The organism is Streptomyces sp. R44, assembly GCF_041053105.1.
Classification (GTDB): Bacteria; Actinomycetota; Actinomycetes; order Streptomycetales; family Streptomycetaceae; genus Streptomyces.
This window is the reverse complement of record NZ_CP163444.1, coordinates 7,386,854-7,405,410: the sequence shown is the minus strand read 5'-3', so window position 1 is coordinate 7,405,410 and position 18,557 is coordinate 7,386,854. Positions and strand designations below refer to the sequence as shown.

Annotated in this window: 19 protein-coding genes; 9 read left to right on the top strand and 10 right to left on the bottom strand. The window is 73.3% G+C overall.

The genetic code is table 11. From position 1 onward, the window contains the following. Nucleotide 1: 1 nt before the first annotated feature. Nucleotides 2–931 (top strand): M23 family metallopeptidase, encoded by a 930-nt coding sequence (locus AB5J54_RS34435; RefSeq protein ID WP_369147845.1) that lies wholly within the window; start codon nucleotides 2–4, stop codon nucleotides 929–931. 5 nt (nucleotides 932–936) lie between these two features. Here the strand turns inward: AB5J54_RS34435 and AB5J54_RS34430 are convergent, their stop codons facing one another. From AB5J54_RS34430 to AB5J54_RS34420, 3 genes are all read right to left on the bottom strand, one after another. Further along, nucleotides 937–1,641, bottom strand: a complete 705-nt coding sequence (locus tag AB5J54_RS34430; RefSeq protein ID WP_369147844.1) for an ABC transporter ATP-binding protein — start codon at nucleotides 1,639–1,641, stop codon at nucleotides 937–939. A 40-nt stretch (nucleotides 1,642–1,681) separates the two neighbouring features. Continuing rightward, entirely contained in the window at nucleotides 1,682–3,148 is a 1,467-nt protein-coding gene (locus AB5J54_RS34425; RefSeq protein WP_369147843.1) for an ABC transporter permease, read from the bottom strand. A 121-nt stretch (nucleotides 3,149–3,269) separates the two neighbouring features. Then, on the bottom strand, nucleotides 3,270–4,472 hold the full coding sequence (locus tag AB5J54_RS34420) for an ROK family protein (RefSeq protein WP_369147842.1): 1,203 nt from the start codon (nucleotides 4,470–4,472) through the stop codon (nucleotides 3,270–3,272). A gap of 81 nt (nucleotides 4,473–4,553) precedes the next feature. Here AB5J54_RS34420 and AB5J54_RS34415 point away from each other — a divergent pair, with 81 nt between their 5' ends. The 3 genes from AB5J54_RS34415 to AB5J54_RS34405 all read left to right on the top strand — a co-directional run bounded on the left by AB5J54_RS34415 (nucleotide 4,554) and on the right by AB5J54_RS34405 (nucleotide 6,693). After that, nucleotides 4,554–5,120 (top strand): winged helix-turn-helix transcriptional regulator, encoded by a 567-nt coding sequence (locus AB5J54_RS34415; RefSeq protein ID WP_369147841.1) that lies wholly within the window; start codon nucleotides 4,554–4,556, stop codon nucleotides 5,118–5,120. After that, nucleotides 5,120–6,064 (top strand): ketopantoate reductase family protein, encoded by a 945-nt coding sequence (locus tag AB5J54_RS34410; RefSeq protein WP_369147840.1) that lies wholly within the window; start codon nucleotides 5,120–5,122, stop codon nucleotides 6,062–6,064. The genes AB5J54_RS34415 and AB5J54_RS34410 overlap by 1 nt, the downstream gene beginning before the upstream one ends. 98 nt (nucleotides 6,065–6,162) lie before the next feature. Further along, nucleotides 6,163–6,693: a hypothetical protein gene (locus AB5J54_RS34405; RefSeq protein ID WP_369147839.1), complete on the top strand. Its 531-nt coding sequence runs from the start codon at nucleotides 6,163–6,165 to the stop codon at nucleotides 6,691–6,693. On the opposite strand, the gene AB5J54_RS34400 is transcribed toward AB5J54_RS34405, so the two are convergent. Continuing rightward, nucleotides 6,668–7,219, bottom strand: coding sequence for a DinB family protein (locus AB5J54_RS34400; RefSeq protein ID WP_369147838.1), 552 nt, complete (start codon nucleotides 7,217–7,219; stop codon nucleotides 6,668–6,670). The genes AB5J54_RS34405 and AB5J54_RS34400 overlap by 26 nt on opposite strands. A 346-nt stretch (nucleotides 7,220–7,565) precedes the next feature. Here AB5J54_RS34400 and AB5J54_RS34395 point away from each other — a divergent pair, with 346 nt between their 5' ends. Further along, nucleotides 7,566–8,216, top strand: a complete 651-nt coding sequence (locus tag AB5J54_RS34395; RefSeq protein ID WP_369147837.1) for a hypothetical protein — start codon at nucleotides 7,566–7,568, stop codon at nucleotides 8,214–8,216. 42 nt (nucleotides 8,217–8,258) lie between these two features. Here the strand turns inward: AB5J54_RS34395 and AB5J54_RS34390 are convergent, their stop codons facing one another. Beyond that, nucleotides 8,259–8,489 (bottom strand): hypothetical protein, encoded by a 231-nt coding sequence (locus AB5J54_RS34390; protein WP_369147836.1) that lies wholly within the window; start codon nucleotides 8,487–8,489, stop codon nucleotides 8,259–8,261. Between the two features lie 73 nt (nucleotides 8,490–8,562). Beyond that, nucleotides 8,563–10,041 carry a xylulokinase gene (gene xylB, locus AB5J54_RS34385; RefSeq protein ID WP_369147835.1) on the bottom strand — a complete coding sequence of 493 codons (1,479 nt, stop codon included), beginning with the start codon at nucleotides 10,039–10,041 and terminating at the stop codon, nucleotides 8,563–8,565. A gap of 105 nt (nucleotides 10,042–10,146) precedes the next feature. Here xylB and xylA point away from each other — a divergent pair, with 105 nt between their 5' ends. From xylA to AB5J54_RS34365, 4 genes are all read left to right on the top strand, one after another. Beyond that, nucleotides 10,147–11,316, top strand: a complete 1,170-nt coding sequence (xylA, locus tag AB5J54_RS34380; protein ID WP_369147834.1) for a xylose isomerase — start codon at nucleotides 10,147–10,149, stop codon at nucleotides 11,314–11,316. Nucleotides 11,317–11,460: 144 nt separating this feature from the next. Continuing rightward, nucleotides 11,461–12,177 (top strand): (Fe-S)-binding protein, encoded by a 717-nt coding sequence (locus tag AB5J54_RS34375; RefSeq protein ID WP_369147833.1) that lies wholly within the window; start codon nucleotides 11,461–11,463, stop codon nucleotides 12,175–12,177. A 71-nt stretch (nucleotides 12,178–12,248) separates the two neighbouring features. After that, nucleotides 12,249–13,652 carry a lactate utilization protein B gene (locus AB5J54_RS34370; protein WP_369149550.1) on the top strand — a complete coding sequence of 468 codons (1,404 nt, stop codon included), beginning with the start codon at nucleotides 12,249–12,251 and terminating at the stop codon, nucleotides 13,650–13,652. Continuing rightward, nucleotides 13,649–14,326, top strand: a complete 678-nt coding sequence (locus AB5J54_RS34365; RefSeq protein ID WP_369147832.1) for a lactate utilization protein C — start codon at nucleotides 13,649–13,651, stop codon at nucleotides 14,324–14,326. Before AB5J54_RS34370 ends, AB5J54_RS34365 begins: the two co-directional genes overlap by 4 nt. Here AB5J54_RS34365 and AB5J54_RS34360 read toward each other — a convergent pair. From AB5J54_RS34360 to AB5J54_RS34345, 4 genes are read right to left on the bottom strand one after another with little or no spacing between them, the layout of a single operon-like run. Continuing rightward, complete coding sequence (locus AB5J54_RS34360) at nucleotides 14,286–15,311, bottom strand: LacI family DNA-binding transcriptional regulator (protein WP_369147831.1); 1,026 nt, start codon at nucleotides 15,309–15,311, stop codon at nucleotides 14,286–14,288. The two genes, AB5J54_RS34365 and AB5J54_RS34360, sit on opposite strands and share 41 nt — an antisense overlap. A gap of 29 nt (nucleotides 15,312–15,340) precedes the next feature. Continuing rightward, nucleotides 15,341–16,273: a carbohydrate ABC transporter permease gene (locus AB5J54_RS34355; protein ID WP_369147830.1), complete on the bottom strand. Its 933-nt coding sequence runs from the start codon at nucleotides 16,271–16,273 to the stop codon at nucleotides 15,341–15,343. Beyond that, nucleotides 16,270–17,202 (bottom strand): carbohydrate ABC transporter permease, encoded by a 933-nt coding sequence (locus tag AB5J54_RS34350; protein WP_369147829.1) that lies wholly within the window; start codon nucleotides 17,200–17,202, stop codon nucleotides 16,270–16,272. The genes AB5J54_RS34355 and AB5J54_RS34350 overlap by 4 nt, the downstream gene beginning before the upstream one ends. Continuing rightward, nucleotides 17,199–18,515 carry an ABC transporter substrate-binding protein gene (locus tag AB5J54_RS34345; RefSeq protein ID WP_369147828.1) on the bottom strand — a complete coding sequence of 439 codons (1,317 nt, stop codon included), beginning with the start codon at nucleotides 18,513–18,515 and terminating at the stop codon, nucleotides 17,199–17,201. The genes AB5J54_RS34350 and AB5J54_RS34345 overlap by 4 nt, the downstream gene beginning before the upstream one ends. Nucleotides 18,516–18,557: the final 42 nt, after the last annotated feature.

Genomic DNA, 18,557 nt, shown 5'->3' with positions numbered 1-18,557 from the left:
CGTGAGCCACAGCACCCCCGATCCCGAGTTCGACGTCCCCGCCTTCGCCGACGAGATACCGCCGGACTGCGGGTGCGCGGGCTGCGCCGAGGCCGCGCGGGCGGGCAGCGCGCCGGGCGGGCAGCGCGCCCTGCACGGGGTGCGCCGCGCGGTCGTCGCGACCGTCGGCGTGGTCGCCCTGACCGGCGCGGGCGCCGGAACGGCCGCCGCCGAGCCCGCCCCGGCGCACGCCGGCTGGGACGGCTCCCGGTACTGGTTCCGGAACGAGGCGGGCGAGTGGCGCTGGACCAGCCACCACGCCACGTACAAGGAGCGCTCCCAGGCCCCGGGCGGCGCGCGACAGCGGCAGACCGGCGGAGGCCGCACCGGCGAGCCGGTCTTCCACGGCCGGCAGGGCTGGGACCCCCGGTGCCGCGTGTACTGGTACCAGTCACGCGGCCACTGGTACTGGACCGGCCACGCAGGGAAGTACGAGCAGCGGACCGGCCGCCCCGCGCAGCCGTCCGCCCCCTCCTCGCCGTCCACGCGGGGCTGGACGACGCCCGTCTCCTCGTACGTCTTCACCGGGTACTACGGGCAGCCGGGCTCCTGGTCGAAGGGCTACCACACGGGGCAGGACTTCGCGGTGCCGTCCGGTACGACGGTCCGCGCGGCCGGTCCGGGCCGGGTCGTGACGGCCGGGTACGGGCGCTCGTACGGCTACGAGGTGGTGATCCGTCATCCGGACGGGCGCTACACCCAGTACGCGCACCTCTCCCGCATCGACGTGTCGCCGGGGCAGAGCGTGTCGGGCGGGCAGCGGATCGCGCGGTCGGGGGCGACCGGGCGGGTGACGGGTCCGCACCTGCACTTCGAGGTGCGGACCACGCCGTACTTCGGCTCGGACATCAACCCGCTGGCCTATCTCCGCGCCCACGGGGTGTCCGTCTAGAGGACTCAGGCCTCGACCCGGTCCGCCGTCGTCCGCCCGTTCTCCTTGATCGTGATCCGGCCCTTCCGGATCGTGGCCAGGCGGGGAGCGCGGCGGGCGACGGCGCTGTCGTGGGTGACCATGACGAAGGTCAGCCCGTGCTCGGCGCAGAGCCCTTCGAGCAGGTCCACGATCTCGTCGCGCATCGACTCGTCCAGATTGCCGGTGGGTTCGTCGGCGAGGAGCACCTTCGGCCGCTTCACCAGCGCGCGGGCGATCGCCACCCGCTGCTGCTGGCCGCCGGAGAGCTCGGACGGCAGGTGTCCGAGCCGCTCGCCGAGGCCCACCGACTCCAGCGCCTCGGCGGCCCGGGCGCGCCGCTCGGCGGCCTTGACGCCGAGCGGGACGAGCGCGGTCTCCACGTTCTCCTGCGCGGTGAGCGTGGGGATGAGGTTGAAGCTCTGGAAGACGAAGCCGATGTTCTCGCCGCGCACGGCCGTCAGCCGGCGCTCGGAGAGCGCGGCCAGGTCGGTGCCGTCGAGCAGCACCTGGCCGGAGGTGGGCCGGTCGAGCCCGCCGAGCATCTGGAGGAGGGTCGACTTGCCGCCGCCCGTGGGCCCTTGGATGACCAGCCGGTCCCCCTGGGCGAGGGTGAGGTCGATCCCGGCGAGCGCGTCGACTCTCTTCTGTCCCCGCCGGTACTGCTTGGTGACGCCGATGAGTTCGTACATGGTGGGACTCCTGTGGTCCGTGGGTGAGGGGGGCGGGCGGCTACTCGACGCGGCGCAGCGCGTCGGCGGGGCGGAGCCGCGAGGCGCGCCAGGCGCCGAAGGCGCCCGCGACGAGTCCGCCGCCGAGGGCGAGGAGGACGGCGAGACCCACGGTGGTGACGCTGACGGGGGCGGTGAGCGCGATGTCCACGGTCTTGCCGACGGCCGTACGGGACATGCCGGGGCCGCCGAGGACCATGCCGCCGCCGCGTCCGCCCCCGAACCCACCTCCGCTCGTGCCGAGTTCGGCAGTGAGGGTCGGGCTCGCCGCGGTGACGGCGTACGCGCCGGCGAGGCCGATCGCGATGCCGAGGGCGCCGCCGATGACGCCGTTGACGAGGGCCTCGCCGACGACCTGGCGGGTGACCCGGCCGCTTTTCCAGCCGAGGGCCTTCAGGGTGCCGAACTCGCGGACCCGGCGTCCGACGGCGGCGGAGGTGAGGAGCCCGGCGACGAGGACGGCGGCGAGGAGCACGGCGTACGAGAGCCACGTGCCGACGTTCGAGGCGAGGTCGGCGGCGGTGTCGAGCGAGCCGGAGACCGTCTTCGCGAGGTCGGCGGAGGTGGTGACCGTCGTGCCGGAGACGTTCTCCTGGATGGCGGTCTTGACGGCGTCGATGCGCGTCGAGTCGGTCGCCTTCACATAGATGGTGGTGATCTTGCCGGCGGAGCCGGAGAGGGTCTGCGCCTGCCCGAGCGGCAGGTAGACCTGGGCGGCGGACTGTCCGCTGTCGGCGGTGGCGATGCCGATGACCTCGAACTCGACGCCCTTGACGGTCAGTTCGTCGCCGACGGAGAGGTCCTTCTCCTGGGCGTAGGCGCTGTCGACGACGGCGACCTTCGCGTTCGCCTCGGTGGTCGTGAAGGTACGGCCCGTGGAGACGGTGGAGGTGGTGAGGGGGCCGAGGTCGGGGGCGGTGACGTCGGTGCCGTAGATCGTGAAGGAGTCGACGTCGAAGGCCGCGCCGCCGCCGGTGACGGTGTCGCCGGGGCCGCCGTTCTCGCCCACCGGGCCGCCGGGCTGGGCCTGCTGGGCCTGGCCGCGCTGGATCTGACCGCGCTTGAACTCGCCGTTGATCTTCAGATTGACGAGGCTGAGGCCGCCGACGGCCTTGCCGACCCCCTGCTGCTTCGCGACCGTGCCGACGGTGGAGTCGGCGAGGGTCTGGAAGCCCTGGACCATCAGCCGGTCGCTGCTCTGCTCCTTGCCGTCCTCCTTGCCCTCGAACTCGAACCGGGGCCGCTGCGGCTGCGCGCCCTCGGCGGGCCGCTCCTGCGCCTTGGTCACCGTCAGGTCCGTACCGAGGCCGTAGAGGGATTCGAGGACCTTGCCCTGGGCCCGGCTCATGCCGGAGGACACAGAGTTCACGACGATGACCAGCGCGATGCCGAGCGCGAGCCCGGAGGCGACGACGAGCGCCGCCTTTCTGCGACGGCGCAGCTCGCGCCGGAGGTAGGTGAAGAACATGGGCGCGAAGGTAGGGGCGTCGTGTGATGACGGGATAAGGCCCGCGTGAGAGCGGGATGAGAGCGACCGGACGCGCGGGGGGCTACTGCGGCGCGTAGGTCGGGGCACCCGTGGAGGACCCCTACTGCGGCGCGTAGTTCAGCGGGTCGGCCAGGACGTCGTGGAGGACGAGGGCGGCCGCGCCGCGCGAGGCGTCGGTGGCGGCGGAGGCCGGACGGAGGCGCCCCGCGTCCGGGGTCCAGAGGCCGGAGACGACGCGGGCGGAGAGTTCCTCGGTGAGGGCGGGCGTCAGCCAGGGCATCAGCTGCGGGTAGATGCCCCCGAGGACGACGGCCTCGGGGTCGAGGAGGTTCACGGCTCCCGACAGGGCGCGGCCCAGCATCCGGCCGGCTTCGGCGAGGGCGGTGACGGCGCGCGGTTCCCCGGTCTGCGCGCGGCGCGCGAGGTCCGGGACGCCGGTGGCGCCCGCCGAGGCGAGGAGGGCGGCCTGTCCGGCGTACTGCTCCAGGCAGCCGCGGGAGCCGCAGCGGCAGCGCGGGCCTTCCGCGTCGACGACGAGGTGACCGATCTCGCCGGCGAAGCCGTGGGCGCCGCGCAGGAGTTCGCCGTGGACGACGATCGCGCCGCCGACACCGATCTCCCCGGTGAGGTGCAGGAAGGTGCGGATGTCGCCGAGGGAGCCGGACCACAGTTCGGCCAGGGCCGCCATGTTGGCCTCGTTGTCGGAGGTGACGGGCAGCCCGGTGGTGGCGGGGCGCAGTGTGGTGAGGCCCTGGGCGAAGAGGGCTTCGGCGGGGACCTCGTTCCAGCCGAGGTTGGGGGCCTGCCGGACGGTCCCGCCGGAGACGAGTCCGGGGAGGGCGAGCGCGGCTCCGGCCGGGGCGAGGCGCCGCTCGGCGGCCTCGTCCAGGGCCTCGGCGGCGATGCCCGCGGCGCGCGCGAGGACACCGGCGGCGTCGGCCTCCCGGTTGTCGAGGCGCTCGGTGCGGCGGACGCGGTCGGTGCCGGTCAGGTCGACGACGCGGACGGTGACGTAGTCGACGTTGATCTCGACGCCGAGGCCGGCGGGGCCGGTGTCCGCCGGTTTGAGCACGGTGCCCGGCCGTCCCGCCTGCCCGCTGAAGGTCTTGCCCGATTCGACGAGGAAGCCGAGGTCGAGGAGTTGCTCGACGAGGGAGGAGACGGCGGGCCGGGTGAGCCCGACCCGGGCCGCGACCGCCGCCCGGGTCGTCTCGCCGGCCTCGGCGACGGTCCGCAGGACGAGGCTCAGGTTGTGCCGGCGCACTCCCGACTTGTCGGCCTTGGGTTCCGTGGGCTGGTTCATGGTGAGCGGAAGCCTAGTCGTCCCTTTCGCTCTCACGAAAACAGTTCGGTCACCGAACTCTTCTGCGCTAGGCTCCCGCCCATGACGCTTCCGCGCGACTACCGCGGTCAGACCTGTGCCCTCGCCCGCTCGATGGAGATCGTCGGCGAGCGCTGGACGCTGCTGATCCTGCGGGACGCCTTCTACGGGGTCCGCAGGTTCGGCGAGTTCGCCGCGCACCTGGGCGTCCCCCGGGCCGTCCTCACCGACCGGCTCGCCACCCTCACCGAGGCGGGCGTCCTGACGCGCCGCCCCGAGACGGGAACGGGCCGGCGCGAGGTGTACGGGCTCACGCCCAAGGGCGTCGCGCTCTGGCCGGCCGTCCGCGCGCTCACCGTCTGGGGCGAGGAGTTCTACGCGGCGCCGGGCGGCCCGCGCCGTGTCTTCCTGCACGCGGAGGACGAGGCCCCGCTCGACCCGGACGGGCACTGCGCCCGCTGCGGCGCGGCCGTTCCCGTACGGGACGTCCTGGTCGCCCCGGGACCGGGGCTCGCCCCCGCGGGCCCGGACGACGACCCGGTGACGGCGGCGCTCACCCGGCCGCACCGGCTGCTCACCCCGCTCCTCACCACCGCGCCCCCGCGGCGCCCCACGAAGGGTTCACCCTGATGAAGATCCTGGTCGTCGGCGCCGGTGCCACCGGTGGCTACTTCGGCGCCCTGCTCGCCCGCGCCGGCGAGGACGTCACCTTCCTGGTCCGCCCGGCCCGGGCGGCCGCGCTGCGCGAGCGCGGGCTCCGGGTCGTGGGCCGCGACGAGGAGTGGACGGTGGAGCCCCGCCTCGTCACGGCCGGCGAGCTGCGCGAGCCGTACGACCTGGTGCTGCTGTCGGTGAAGTCCACCGGGCTCGACCGGGCCATCGAGGACGTCGCACCGGCCGTCGGACCGGACACGGCCGTCATACCGCTCCTCAACGGCCTCGCCCACATCGACGCCCTCAACGCCCGCTTCGGCACCGGGGCCGTCCTCGGCGGCGTCGCCAAGGTGGTGACCACCCTGGACGACGCGGGCGACATCCGGCGGCTCGCCCCGCTGGCGCATCTGGCCTTCGGCGAGCAGTCCGGTGAGCGGGAGGCGCGGGACGGGACGGTCTCCGCGCGCGTGGAGCGGATCCGCAAGGTCCTCGAAGGGGCGGGGATCGACGCGCCGGTGCCGGCCGACGTCATCACGGCGATGTGGCACAAGTGGGTGTTCATCACGACGTTCGGCGCGGTGACGAGTCTGATGCGCGGCACGGTCGGCGAGGTGTACGACGTGGAGGGCGGCCCGGCGTTCGGCCCCGCGGTGCTCGACGAGGCCTCCGCGATCGCCGCCGCGGCCGGGCACCCCGTACCGGAGCAGGAGCGGGCGGCGACGCTCGCCGTGGTGTCGGCGTCGGGTTCGCCGATGGTGCCGTCCCTCTACCGCGATCTGGTCGCGGGCCGCCCGACCGAGGTCGAGCACCTCTTCGGCGACCTGACCGCCCGGGCGCGGGCCCTCGGCGTGCCGACCCCGCTGCTCGACCTGGCGACCCTGCACCTGCGCGTCCACCAGCGCCGGGTCGCCGGGGCCTGACGCTCCGCCGCGGAGGACCCCGCCTCCCCCGCGCGGGGGAGGCGGTGCGGCTTCCCGACCGATGCCCGGGGGCCCTGCCCGGCGGCAGCCTGGGTTGCATGATGAAGCTCAAGGCCCTTCCCGACGTGCCCCGTTGGGCCGCCGTCGCCGCCCACGCCGTACCGCTGATCGTCCTGCCGTCCGGCCTCTGGCGTCTCGCCCTGACGTTCGGTGCGCCGGTGGCCCGGGTGGACGACCCGTCGCTCCGCCAGGCCGTCTTCCAGATCGTCCTGACGGCGCTCGCCGAACTGCTCGCCTTCCTGACGCTGGGTCTGGTCCGCGAGTGGGGCGAGGTGTTCCCCCGCCGCCTCCCGTTCCTCGGCGGCCGCCCGGTCGGCGCGCGGGGCGCGACGATCGCCGCGCTGGCGGGGGCGTTCGGACTGACCGCGCTCACCTGCTGGTTCGCGTACGTGGCGTACGCGGGCATCGGCGAGAACGCCCCCGGCACCCACACCGAGAGCCCGCTCCAGGACGCCCTGTTCTACGCCTGCTACCTGCCCCTCCTGGCCTGGGCCCCGCTGCTCGCGGCGGTGGCGGTGGCCTACCACCGCCGCCGAGCCGGTCTCACCTCGGCGGGTCCTCGCCCGTGAGGCCGTCGACGGATTCGCGGATGAGGTCGGCGTGACCGGCGTGGCGGGCGTACTCCTCGATGAGGTCCAGGAGAATGCGACGGAGGTTGGGGCGCTCGCCGCTACGGGTGGTGTGGGCGCCGAGCTGGTCGAGCCCGCCCGCACGGAGTGCCTCGTCGACGATGACACGGGAGCGCGCCACCGATTCCCGCCAGAGAGCGCGCAGTTGCTCCGGGGTGTCCTGGGCGGCGGAGCGGTAGTCCCAGTCGGGATCGCCGTCCCAGTCGACGGAGCCCCAGGGCGCGCCGACGGCAGAGGCGAGCCACAGCCGGGCGAAGTGGCTGTCTTCCACGTGTGCCAGGTGTTTGAGCAGTCCTCCCAGAGTGAGGGTGGACGCGCCGAACGTGGCTCGCAGGCCGGCGGCGTCCAGGCCGGAGCACTTCCAGGCCGGCGTGGCCCGCTGACGCTCGAGGGCGCCGAGGACGGCTGCCGCCTCGGTGCCGGCGAGTGGAGGTTCCGGCCACACTTCGGCGGTGATCTCAGTCATGGCCGCAGACCCTGACGAACGCACCGGATGGCGCGACCCGGCGGGTGAGCCGCGACGGGCCGTCGCCCCGAAGCCACGCGAGGTCGTCATGGCCGGGCTCGGTCCTGCCGGCCGCTGCGGACCACGTACGGATGTTGAGGCCGTGATCTTCGGGTGGGGACGTTCGCGTCGGACGATGACGCGGCGGCGGGCCGGGCAGCCGGCTGGGTCACCGCGCGCCCGGTGGCATCCGCCGGATCGGCCAACAGCCTTGCCCCGGCGTGCCCCACCGGCCTGAGTCGGTGATCCGGCGGAATGAGTACGCCTACTCAGGCGGCCGGTGGCCGCCGGCCCGCAAGGTAGCGGCATGCGATCGATTCTTCTCCCGAAGCCCCTGCTCACCGCCGCCCTCGGCAGCGTCGTCGTCCTGGCCGCCGTCGGTACCCAGAGCGCCCACGCCACCACCACGGCCTCCGCTCGCGCCTCCGCCGTCCCGGCCGCCTCCCGCCCCTCCCCCGCGCGGACCGCCCGGGCGGCCACCGCCGTGACGAGCGCCCGCAAGGCCGAGGCGCGGTTCCTGGAGTTGGCCGACCTCATCGCGCAGCGCTGCGAACCGAACGTCCTCGGCGCCGTCGGCCAGGTCCCCTCGGCACCGGCCCCCGACCGCACCCTGCCCGTCCTGTCCGACCCGGTGCCGCTGACGCCGGCGGAGGAGTGCGCCGCCCGGACGCACCAGCTCCGGATCAGCAGGGCGTTCTCCGGAAGGGAGACGGCCACGTACGCGCAGATGCGGGACAGGCTGACGGCCCTGACGTACCCCGGAGCCCGGATCCACCGCATGCCGGACTTCGGGGGCGAGCCCGTGGTGAGGCTCGACCTGCGCGTGGGGGCCGAGCACCTGGCCCTGGAGGTCACCGGCCTCGGAAACGGCGTCATGGTCCGGGCGTTCGGCGCACCGCAGTTCGTGAGCGTGACCGAGGTTCCGCTGGAGCGTGAGGTGGACTGGCCCACCTCCTGAGAGAACCTCCCGCGATCTCGGCCGGGCGGAGTGAGCGCCCGGCTACGGCCGACCGTTGCGGCGGACGTAGGTGTCGCTCGCGGTCGGTACGGAGTTGTGGGCGGCGAAGGAGTTGAAGGAGACCCGGTCGGTCCTGGCCCGGCGCAGGGCCTCCTGCTCCTGCAGCAGGCCCTCGACCGTGTCCGCGCGGCCGCCGCCCCTGCGGAGCAGAGTGACGATCAGGAGCGCCCCGATACCGCCGAGCACGCCGAACAGGATGAGTAGCGAGAACATGGTGCCTCCCCCGTTGTTTCCCGAAGGGTAACCCCGGCAGCGCGCCCGGGGCAGGTCTTCGCCGGACCCGTCCTCAGCGCAGCAGCGTGGGTGCCGCCGCGGTGAGGACGGACGCGATCCGGTCCCAGGTCTCCTCGTCGCGCGGGGCCGGGGGCAGGACGGTGCCCGTTCCGGTGCCCCAGGTGGTGGCCAGCGCGACCGGGTCGGCGCCGGTCGCCGCTCCTGCGGCCAGCGCCGCAGCGCCGAGCGCGACGAGTTCCTCGGCGGCCGGGACGAGCAGGGGGCGGCCGGAGAGTCTGCGGATGGTCTCCGTCCAGGCCCGGCCGCGTGACCCGCCGCCGATCAGGCGCAGCGGACGGTCCCGTACGGCGGGCGCCGCGGGATCGAGGCCGCAGGCGGCGAGGAGTTCGTCGAGGGCGCGCAGGACGGTGAAGGCGGCGCCTTCGTACGCGGCGCCCAGGATCGCGCGCGGGTCGGTGCCGTGCCTCAGGCCGGTGACGAGACCGGCGGCGTGCGGGAGGTCCGGGGTGCGTTCGCCGTCCAGGTACGGGAGGACGACGACACCGCCGCCGGGTGCCGCGTCCTCGCGGTCGAGGCCGAGGAGCGTGGCGAACCGGTCCACGGCGAGCGTGCAGTTGAGGGTGCAGCCGAGCGGGAGGTACGTGCCGTCGGTGGCGGCGAAGCCGGCGAGGCCGGGGTCGGCGGGGCGGGCGCGGGTCGCGGCGAAGACGGTCCCTGAGGTGCCGAGGCTCACGACGGGGTGGTCGAGGAGGCCCGCGCCGCCGAGGCCGAGTCCGACGGCGGCGGCCATGTTGTCGCCGGTCCCGGCGGCGACGGCGACGGTACGGGGCAGGCCGAGGGCCTCGGCGGCGGCCGGGGCGAGGGTGCCGGCGCGGGTGGCGCCGGAGGGGGCGACGGCCGGCAGCAGGGCCGGGTCCAGGCCGAGGAGGTCGAGGACCTCCGGGTCGTAGGCGCCGGTGGCGGTCCCGTACCAGCAGGTGCCGGAGGCGTCCCCGGGGTCGGTGACGGCGGCTCCGGAGAGGCGTTCGGTGAGGTGGTCGTGCGGGAGGCGGATCCCGCGCGCGGCCTCGGCGTGCTCCGGCTCGTGCTCGCGGAGCCACTGCCACTTGGCGGCGGTCATGGAGGCGACGGGGACCGAACCGGTCCGTTCCAGCCAGGACTCGGGGCCGCCGAGGCGGGCGGCGAGGGCGGCGGCCTGCGGGGCGGAGCGGGTGTCGTTCCAGAGCAGCGCGGGCCGCAGGGGGCGGCCGTCGGCGCGGAGGGTGACGAGGCCGTGCTGCTGGCCGGCGACCGCGATGCCGGTGACGGCGGAGGCCGGCACGTCCGCGTCCCGGACCGCCGCGCGGACGGCCGCGGCGAGGGCGGTCCACCACTCCTCGGGGTCGCTCTCGCGCGCCCCGCCGGAGCCGGTGACCGTGTGCGGGGCACGGCCGAGGGCGAGGAGCTCGCCGGTTTCGGCGTCGACGGCGACGGCCTTGGTGGACTGCGTGGAGCTGTCCACGCCGATCACGACGGAGCGGCTCGCGGGCACGCCCTCACCTCATCTCTCGATTCGTCGGGGGCTGGCGTTCAGCGGCCCCGTCCCGTATTAGTTATGTCAGAAAACAAATCCGACGGCCAGTAGCAGGGAGACACCATGTCGGAGCGCTTCACCCCCACGCCCGAGGACCGGTTCACCTTCGGACTCTGGACCGTGGGCTGGCAGGGCCGCGACCCCTTCGGCGAGGCGACCCGGCCCGCCCTCGACCCCGTGGAGTCCGTCGAGCGGCTCGCCGGCCTCGGCGCGTACGGCATCACCTTCCACGACGACGACCTGATCCCCTTCGGGGCGCCGGACGGCGAGCGGGACGCGATCGTCAAGCGCTTCCGGGCCGCCCTGGACCGCACCGGACTCGCCGTGCCCATGGCGACCACGAACCTCTTCACCCACCCCGTCTTCAAGGACGGCGCCTTCACCGCCAACGACCGGGACGTGCGCCGCTTCGCCCTGCGCAAGACCCTCCGGAACATCGATCTGGCCGTCGAGCTCGGCGCCACCACCTATGTCGCCTGGGGCGGCCGGGAGGGCGCCGAGTCCGGCGCCGCCAAGGACGTGCAGGTCGCGCTCGACCGGATGAAGGAGGCATTCGACCTGCTCGGCCAGTACGTCACCGAGCAGGGCTACGACCTGCGCTTCGCGATCGAGCCCAAGCCGAACGAGCCGCGCGGCGACATCCTGCTGCCCACCATCGGGCACGCGCTCGCCTTCATCGAGCGCCTGGAGCGCCCCGAGCTCGTCGGCGTGAACCCGGAGACGGGCCACGAGCAGATGGCCGGGCTCAACTTCCCGCACGGCATCGCGCAGGCCCTGTGGGCGGGCAAGCTCTTCCACATCGACCTGAACGGCCAGTCGGGCATCAAGTACGACCAGGACTTCCGCTTCGGCGCGGGCGACCTGCGCCAGGCGTTCTGGCTCGTGGACCTCCTGGAGACGGCCGGTTACGCGGGTCCGCGCCACTTCGACTTCAAACCGGTGCGCACCGACGGCTTCGACGGGGTGTGGGAGTCCGCGAAGAACTGCATGCGGAACTACCTGATCCTCAAGGAGCGGGCGGCGGCCTTCCGCGCCGACCCGGACGTCGTGGCCGCGCTCGCCGCCTCCCGGCTGCCCGAGCTCGCCGTCCCCACGGCCGCCGACGGCCTCGCGGGGCTGCTCGCCGACCCCACGGCGTACGAGACGTTCGACCCGGACGCGGCCGCGGCACGCTCGATGGCCTTCGAGCACCTGGACCAGCTGGCCCTTGAGCACCTCCTCGGCGTGCGCTGAGCCGCTCGGCGGGACAGGTCGGCGCGCGGCGGGTGTCCGGCGAGCCACCCGCCGCGCGCGCGACGTCCTCGATCCCGGCGGACCCTGCGACACTACGTACCGCAAGCGCCGCCCCCGACTCGACTCCGCCCCGAGGAACCCGTGATGCGTGTCGCCCTCTTCGTCACCTGCGTCAACGACGCCGTCTTCCCTTCCACGGGCGTCGCCACGGTCCGGCTCCTCGAACGGCTCGGCGTCGAGGTCGACTTCCCGGCGGCGCAGTCCTGTTGCGGGCAGCCGCAGTTCAACACCGGCTACCGCGCGGAGACCGAGCCGCTCGTACGGCGCACGGTCCGGGCCTTCGAGGGGTACGACCACGTCGTCACCCCGTCGGGTTCGTGCGCGGCGATGGTCCGCCGTCACTACCCGCCGTTCGGCGCGGACGCGGCGGGCCTGGCCCCGCGCGTGTACGAGCTGACGGAGTTCCTCGTGGACGTGCTCGGCGTGACGGACGTGGGCGCGTACTTCCCGCACCGGGTGACGTACCACCCGTCCTGTCACGGCCTGCGGCTCCTCGGGCTCGGGGAGCGGCCGCGGCGGCTCCTGGAGGCGGTGAAGGGCCTGGAGCTGGTGGAGCTGCCGGGCGCGGAGGAGTGCTGCGGCTTCGGCGGCACCTTCGCGGTGAAGAACCCGGACGTCTCGGCGGCGATGGGTGCCGACAAGATCACGAACGCGCTGTCCACGGGCGCGGATGTCCTGTGCGGGGCGGACAACTCCTGTCTGCTGCACGTGGGCGGCATGCTGAGACGTCAGGAGGCGCCGCTGCGGGCGCTGCACCTGGCGGAGATCCTGGCGAGCACGGAAGAGGAGCCCTGGGCATGAGCGACAGGAAGGGGCGCGCGTCAGCGCTCGACGAGGGGCGGCGGTCGGGCGGCGGGCCGGCCTTCGTCGGCATGCCGGCCTTCCCGAAGGCCGCGCACGAGGCCGTACGGAACGAGACGCTGCGCGCCAATCTGCGGCACGCCACCCACACCATCCGCGACAAGCGGGCGCGGGCGGTGGCCGAGCTGGACGACTGGGCCGCGCTCCGCGAGGCCGGCAAGCGGATCAAGGATCGGACGCTCCGTCAGCTCGACACACATCTCCTGCAGTTGGAGGAGGCGGTGACGGCGGCGGGCGGCACCGTGCACTGGGCGGCGGACGCGGCGGAGGCCAACCGGATCGTCACCGGACTCGTGCGGGCCACCGGCGAGTCCGAGGTGGTCAAGGTCAAGTCGATGGCCACCCAGGAGATCGGTCTCAACGAGCACCTGGAGGCCGAGGGGATCGCCGCCTACGAGACGGATCTCGCGGAGCTGATCGTGCAGCTCGGCGAGGACCGTCCCTCGCACATCCTGGTCCCGGCGATCCACCGCAACCGGGGCGAGATCCGTGACATCTTCCGCTCCGAGATGGGCAAGTGGGGCCGCCCGGCACCCGACGACCTCACCGACAGCCCCGCCGAACTCGCCGAGGCCGCCCGCCTGCACCTCCGGGAGAAGTTCCTGCGCGCCAAGGTCGGCATCTCCGGCGCGAACTTCATGGTCGCCGAGACCGGCACCCTCGTCGTCGTCGAGTCCGAGGGCAACGGACGCATGTGCCTGACCCTCCCCGAGACCCTCATCTCGGTCGTCGGCATCGAGAAGGTGGTGCCGACCTGGCGGGACCTGGAGGTCTTCCTCCAGACGCTCCCCCGCTCCTCGACGGCCGAGCGGATGAACCCGTACACGAGCATGTGGACCGGCACCACCGACGGCGACGGGCCCGGCACCTTCCACCTCGTCCTCCTCGACAACGGCCGCACCGACGCCCTCGCCGACGAGGTCGGCCGCCAGGCGCTGCGCTGCATCCGCTGCTCGGCCTGTCTCAACGTCTGCCCGGTGTACGAGCGGGCCGGAGGCCACGCGTACGGCTCGGTCTACCCGGGCCCGATCGGCGCCATCCTCACTCCCCAGCTCCGGGGCACGGCGAGCGAGGTCGACGCCTCCCTCCCCTACGCCTCCTCCCTCTGCGGCGCCTGCTACGAGGTGTGCCCGGTCGCGATCGACATCCCCGAGGTCCTCGTCCACCTCCGCGAGAAGGTCGCCGACCAGGGAGGCAAGGGCCACCGCCTGGAGAAGGCCGCCGTCAGGGCGGCGGGCTGGGTACTGGACCACCCCGGCGTCCTCGCGGCCGGCGAGCGCATCGCCTCGAAGACCCGCAGGCTGCACCCGAAGAAGCTGCCGGGGCCGGGCGCCGGCGCGTGGACGGAGAGCCGCGACCTGCCCGAGATGCCCGCCGAGCCGTTCCGCGACTGGTGGAGGAAGAACCGCACATGACCGACTCCCGCGCACGGATCCTCTCCCGGATCCGTACCGCCGTCGCGGACGCCCCCGAGGCCGTGCCCGTCGCCCGCGACTACCGGACCAGCCACACCCCGGACGACCCGGCCCGGGTCCTCGATCTCCTCCACGAGAACCTCGCCGACTACCGGGCCCACGTCCACCGCAGCACCCCGGACGGCCTCGCCGGGCTCGTCGCGCGGCTCCTCGCGGAGCGGGGCGCGCGCAGTGTCGTCGTACCGCCCGGGCTGCCCGGGGAGTGGCTCGCCGCGACCGAGGCCGTGCGGCGGTTCGACGAGCCCCGGCTGACCCCGTACGAACTGGACGGCACGGACGCCGTGGTGACGGGCTGCGCGGTGGCGATCGCCGAGACCGGCACGATCGTCCTCGACGGCGGTACGGGCCAGGGCCGCCGGGCGCTGACGCTCGTCCCCGATCTGCACCTCTGTGTCGTGCGGGCCCCGGAGCAGGTGGTGGCCTCGGTGCCGCTCGCGCTCCCCCGGCTCGACCCGGCGCGTCCGCTGACCTGGATCTCCGGTCCGTCCGCGACGAGCGACATCGAACTCGACCGGGTGGAGGGTGTCCACGGTCCGCGGACGCTGGAGGTGATCCTCCTGACGGGTGGTGCCGCTACGCCGACTCCCGGCGGACGAGCTCCGTCGGCAGGATGACCGTCACCGGGTCCTCGCCCGCGATCCGCGCCAGGAGCGTGCGGACCATCTCGGTGCTGATCCGGTCCCAGGGCTGCCGGATGGTGGTCAGCGAGGGCCGGGAGGACAGAGCCGCCGGGGAGTCGTCGAAGCCGCCGACGGCGACGTCCTCGGGGACCCGCCGGCCCGCCCGGGAGAGGGCGTCGAGGACGCCCTGCGCCATGAGGTCGGAGGCGACGAAGACGGCGTCGACGTCGGGGGCGCGCTCCAGGAGGGCGCGGGCCGCGTCCTCGCCGCTGGCCCTGCTGTAGTCGCCGGTGGCGATGAGGGTCTCGTCGACGGGCAGGCCGTGCTCGGCGAGCGTCTCCCGGTAGCCGGCGAGGCGTTCGACGCCACCGGGGGTGTCGAGCGGGCCGGTGACGGTGGCGATCCGGCGCCGCCCGGTCGCGTACAGGTGGCGCACCATGTCGCGGGCGCCGTCCCGGTCGTCGGCGGCGACGTAGCCGATCTTGGCGGTCTGGCCGAGGGGCTTGCCGCAGGCGACGACGGGGACGCCGGCCTCGTGCAGCCGGGCCACCACGGGGTCGCCGGAGTGGCTGGAGACGAGGAGGACGCCGTCGACGTGGCCGGCCTCGATGTAGCGGAGGTTGCGGCGGCGTTCGTCCTCGGTGCCCGCGATCATCAGGAGGAGCGGGATGTCCTGGGCGGCGAGGGCCTGCGTGCAGGCCCTGAGGAGGACGTTGAAGTTGGGGTCCTCGAAGAAGCGCTCCTGGGGTTCGGTGAGGAGGAAGGCGACCGAGTCGGACTTGCCGGTGATCAGCGAGCGGGCGTGCCGGTTGACGACGTATCCCGTTCTTCGGATCGCGGCGTCGACGGCGGCCTTCGCCGTCGGGCTGACGTAGTGGCCGCCGTTGAGGACACGGGAGACGGTGCCGCGCGAGACCCCGGCCTCGCGGGCCACGTCGTGGATGGTCACCGGGCGGCGCCTGCTCGCTGCTGAGCTCATGCTGTGTGTTTCCCCTCGATCCCCTGTGGTCAGGACTTTACGGCGCCGGAGAGCAGGTCGAGGCTCCAGAAGCGCTGGATGACCAGGAACAGGGCGATGAGCGGGAGGACGGCGAGGAGGGCTCCGGTGATGACGAGGGTGTAGAGGGAGGGCTGGCTGGCGCCCTGCTTGAGGAGGGTGAACAGGCCGACGGTCATGGGGAACTTCTCGTCGTCGCCGAGCATGATGAACGGCAGCAGGAAGTTGTTCCAGATGGCGACGAACTGGAAGAGGAAGATCGTCACCAGGCCCGGGGACATCATGGGGACGGCGATCCGCTGGAAGATCCGCCACTCGCCGGCGCCGTCCATGCGGCCCGCCTCGACGAGTTCCATGGGGATGGCGGCCTCGGCGTAGATACGGCCGAGGTAGACGCCGTACGGGGAGAGGATCAGCGGGAGCAGGACCGACGCGTAGGTGTCCGTCAGGTCGGCCTCGGCCATGAGGAGGTACTGCGGGATGGCGAGGATGACGGGCGGCATGAGGACGCCGGTGAGGATCACGTTGAAGAAGGCCTCGCGGCCGCGGAAGCGGTAGACGGCGAAGGCGTATCCGGCGAACGCGGAGACGAGGGTGGAGAGGACGGCGCCGAGGCACGCGTAGAAGACGGAGTTGCCCATCCAGCGCCAGTAGATGCCCTCGCGGTACGTGTTCAGGTCGGCGAGGTTGTCGGTGAAGCCGTCGCCGGGCAGGAAGGTGAAGGTGGAGAAGAGGTCCTGGCCGGACTTGGTGGCGGCGACCACGACCCAGGCGACGGGCAGCAGGCAGTAGAGCGCGCCGAGGACGAGGCCGGCCGTGGGGAGCAGGGCGGTGCGGCGGCCGCGGGTCCCTCCACCGGCGGGAGGGGGCGGGCCCTGGGAGGTGCCGGGGGTGGTGCCGGCGGCCGGTGCGGTGGCGCGGAGCGGGGAGGCGAGCCCGGTCATCGGCTTGCTCCTTGTGTGGTGCGGCGGTTGGAGGCCCTGAGGAGGGCGAAGGAGAGCGCGAAGGTGGCCAGGGCGAGCACGACGGCGGTGGCCGAGGCGGCGTGGATGTTCCCGCCGGTGAAGGCGTCGTTGTAGACCTTCATGAGGGGACTCCAGGTGGAGGGGATGCCGTTGGTGAGCGGCTTGAGCGTCATGGGCTCGTTGAAGACCTGGAGGGTGGCGATGATCGAGAAGAAGAAGGTCAGCACCAGCGAGGGCGCCACCATCGGGATCTTGACGCGGAGCGCGATCTGGAGCTCGGAGCAGCCGTCGAGCTTGGCCGCCTCGTACACCTCGGCGGGAAGGGAGCGCAGGGCTGTGTAGATGACGATCATGTTGAAGCCGGTGCCGCCCCAGATCGCGATGTTCGCCATCGACAGGTAGAGCGGTCCGCCGTCCATGAGGTCGGGCTGCGGGAGTCCGAGGGCGTCGAGGAGGTAGAGGAAGGGGCTGACGTCGGGGAGGTAGAGGAAGCCCCAGAGGAGAGCGGCGATGACGCCGGGGACGGCGTACGGCAGGAAGATCGCGAGGCGGGCGAAGGAACGGGCCCGGACGCGCTCGGAGTCGAGCAGGAGCGCGAAGAGCAGGGCGAGTCCGAGCATGACGGGGACGACGATCGCGCCGTAGCCGAGGACGCGCAGGGCGCTGCGCAGGAACTCGGAGTCGGTGAGGGCGGAGGTGTAGTTCTGCAGGCCGGCCCAGACCTCGTGCCGGGCTCCCCTGCCGAGGCCGAGGCCCTTGATCTCGACCTTGTGGAAGCTGAGCCAGACGGCGTAGCCGATGGGCAGGGCGAAGAAGAGGGCGAAGAGGACGGCGGCGGGGAGGAGGAAGCCGTACGGGGCGGCCTTGACCCCGTACGACCGGCGCGCGCCCTGGCGGGGCTGCGTCACTTGGCGACCCCGAAGCCCTGCTTCTCCAGGTCCGCGACGGTGGTGTTCCGTACGGCCGTGAGGGCGGTGCCGAAGCCGGACCTGGCCTTGGCGGCCTTGCCGAACTCGTCCTTGAAGGAGGTGTAGGCGACGTTCACGTTGGGGCCCCAGGCGCCCGGCGCGGTGGTCTTCGCGATCTCGGCGGCGCGGGTGTAGAAGTCGGGCTGGTTGGCGAAGTAGTCGGGGGCCTCGGCGAGGGCGCCGCTGGTCTGGGCGGCGGTGGCGGCGGGGTAGATGCCGGTCTCCTTGACCAGGGCGGCGAGGGCCTTCGGGTCGGTGTTCAGCCAGATGGCGAACTTCGCGGCGGCGTCCTTGTGCTTCGAGTCGGCGGTGACGGCCGTGGAGGAACCACCCCAGCTGCCGGTGGAGTTGCCGCCCTTGGTCCACTGCGGGAGCGGGGCCATGGCCCACTTGCCCTTGCCGGCGGGGGCGGCGGTGGTCAGGGTGCCGGGGGCCCAGACGGCGCTGACCCACGCGAGCTGCTCGCCGGTGTTCATGGCCTTGTTCCAGGCGGGGGTGTACATGGGCTGGTTGTCGATGGCGCCCTCGGCGACCAGGCCGCCCCAGAAGTCGGTGACCTTCTTGGTGGCGGCGTCGTCGATGCCGACCTTCCACTTCTCGCCCTCGAAGGACCACCACGTGGCGCCGGCCTGCTGGGAGAGGCCGGCGAAGAGGCCGGCGTCGTTGGCGGAGAAGGTGGTCAGGGCCTTCTCCGGGGCCTTCTTCTTCAGGGTCCGGGCGGTGGCGGCGAACTCGTCCCAGGTGGTGGGGACGGTGAGGCCGTACTGCTGGAAGAGGTCCTCGCGGTAGAAGAACATCAGCGGCCCGGAGTCCTGCGGCAGGGCGTAGACGGCATCGCTGCCGAAGGTCGTCTGCTGCCAGATGCCGGGGGCGAAGGCGTCCTTGACGCTCTGCGGGACCTCGCCGGCCATGTCGGCCAGGGAGTCGTTGCTGACGAGGGTGGGGAGGGCCTGGTACTCGGCCTGGACGAGGTCGGGTCCCTTGTGCGCCTTCGTCGCCGTGATGATCTTGGTGACGAGGTCGTCGCCGGAGGCCTGCTTCTGCACGGTGACCTTGATGTCGGGGTGCTCGGCGTTCCAGAGGGCCGCGACCTTGTCCATGCCGGGCGCCCAGGCCCAGTACGTGAGCGAGACGGGGCCGGACTCGGCTCCCGCCGTGTCGCCGGAGCCGGAGGAGCCACAGGCGGAGAGCGCGGTGGCGCCGAGCAGGACGGCGGTGGCGGCGGCGATTCCGCGACGCGAGATATGAGGCATGGGGTACTTCTCCCTGACCGAAAAAGGGGCCTCTCCCTGGAG

Bases quoted from the DNA above. Each gene is read 5' to 3' on its own strand.
- AB5J54_RS34415 (WP_369147841.1), top strand. From the start codon at position 4,554: ATGACGCTTCCGCGCGACTACCGCGGTCAGACCTGTGCCCTCGCCCGC.
- AB5J54_RS34365 (WP_369147832.1), top strand. From the start codon at position 13,649: ATGACCGACTCCCGCGCACGGATCCTCTCCCGGATCCGTACCGCCGTC.
- AB5J54_RS34395 (WP_369147837.1), top strand. From the start codon at position 7,566: ATGCGATCGATTCTTCTCCCGAAGCCCCTGCTCACCGCCGCCCTCGGC.
- xylA (WP_369147834.1), top strand. From the start codon at position 10,147: ATGTCGGAGCGCTTCACCCCCACGCCCGAGGACCGGTTCACCTTCGGA.
- AB5J54_RS34400 (WP_369147838.1), bottom strand. From the start codon at position 7,219: ATGACTGAGATCACCGCCGAAGTGTGGCCGGAACCTCCACTCGCCGGC.
- AB5J54_RS34410 (WP_369147840.1), top strand. From the start codon at position 5,120: ATGAAGATCCTGGTCGTCGGCGCCGGTGCCACCGGTGGCTACTTCGGC.
- AB5J54_RS34360 (WP_369147831.1), bottom strand. From the start codon at position 15,311: ATGAGCTCAGCAGCGAGCAGGCGCCGCCCGGTGACCATCCACGACGTG.
- AB5J54_RS34430 (WP_369147844.1), bottom strand. From the start codon at position 1,641: ATGTACGAACTCATCGGCGTCACCAAGCAGTACCGGCGGGGACAGAAG.
- AB5J54_RS34425 (WP_369147843.1), bottom strand. From the start codon at position 3,148: ATGTTCTTCACCTACCTCCGGCGCGAGCTGCGCCGTCGCAGAAAGGCG.
- AB5J54_RS34355 (WP_369147830.1), bottom strand. From the start codon at position 16,273: ATGACCGGGCTCGCCTCCCCGCTCCGCGCCACCGCACCGGCCGCCGGC.
- AB5J54_RS34375 (WP_369147833.1), top strand. From the start codon at position 11,461: ATGCGTGTCGCCCTCTTCGTCACCTGCGTCAACGACGCCGTCTTCCCT.
- AB5J54_RS34370 (WP_369149550.1), top strand. From the start codon at position 12,249: ATGCCGGCCTTCCCGAAGGCCGCGCACGAGGCCGTACGGAACGAGACG.
- AB5J54_RS34345 (WP_369147828.1), bottom strand. From the start codon at position 18,515: ATGCCTCATATCTCGCGTCGCGGAATCGCCGCCGCCACCGCCGTCCTG.
- AB5J54_RS34420 (WP_369147842.1), bottom strand. From the start codon at position 4,472: ATGAACCAGCCCACGGAACCCAAGGCCGACAAGTCGGGAGTGCGCCGG.
- AB5J54_RS34390 (WP_369147836.1), bottom strand. From the start codon at position 8,489: ATGTTCTCGCTACTCATCCTGTTCGGCGTGCTCGGCGGTATCGGGGCG.
- AB5J54_RS34405 (WP_369147839.1), top strand. From the start codon at position 6,163: ATGATGAAGCTCAAGGCCCTTCCCGACGTGCCCCGTTGGGCCGCCGTC.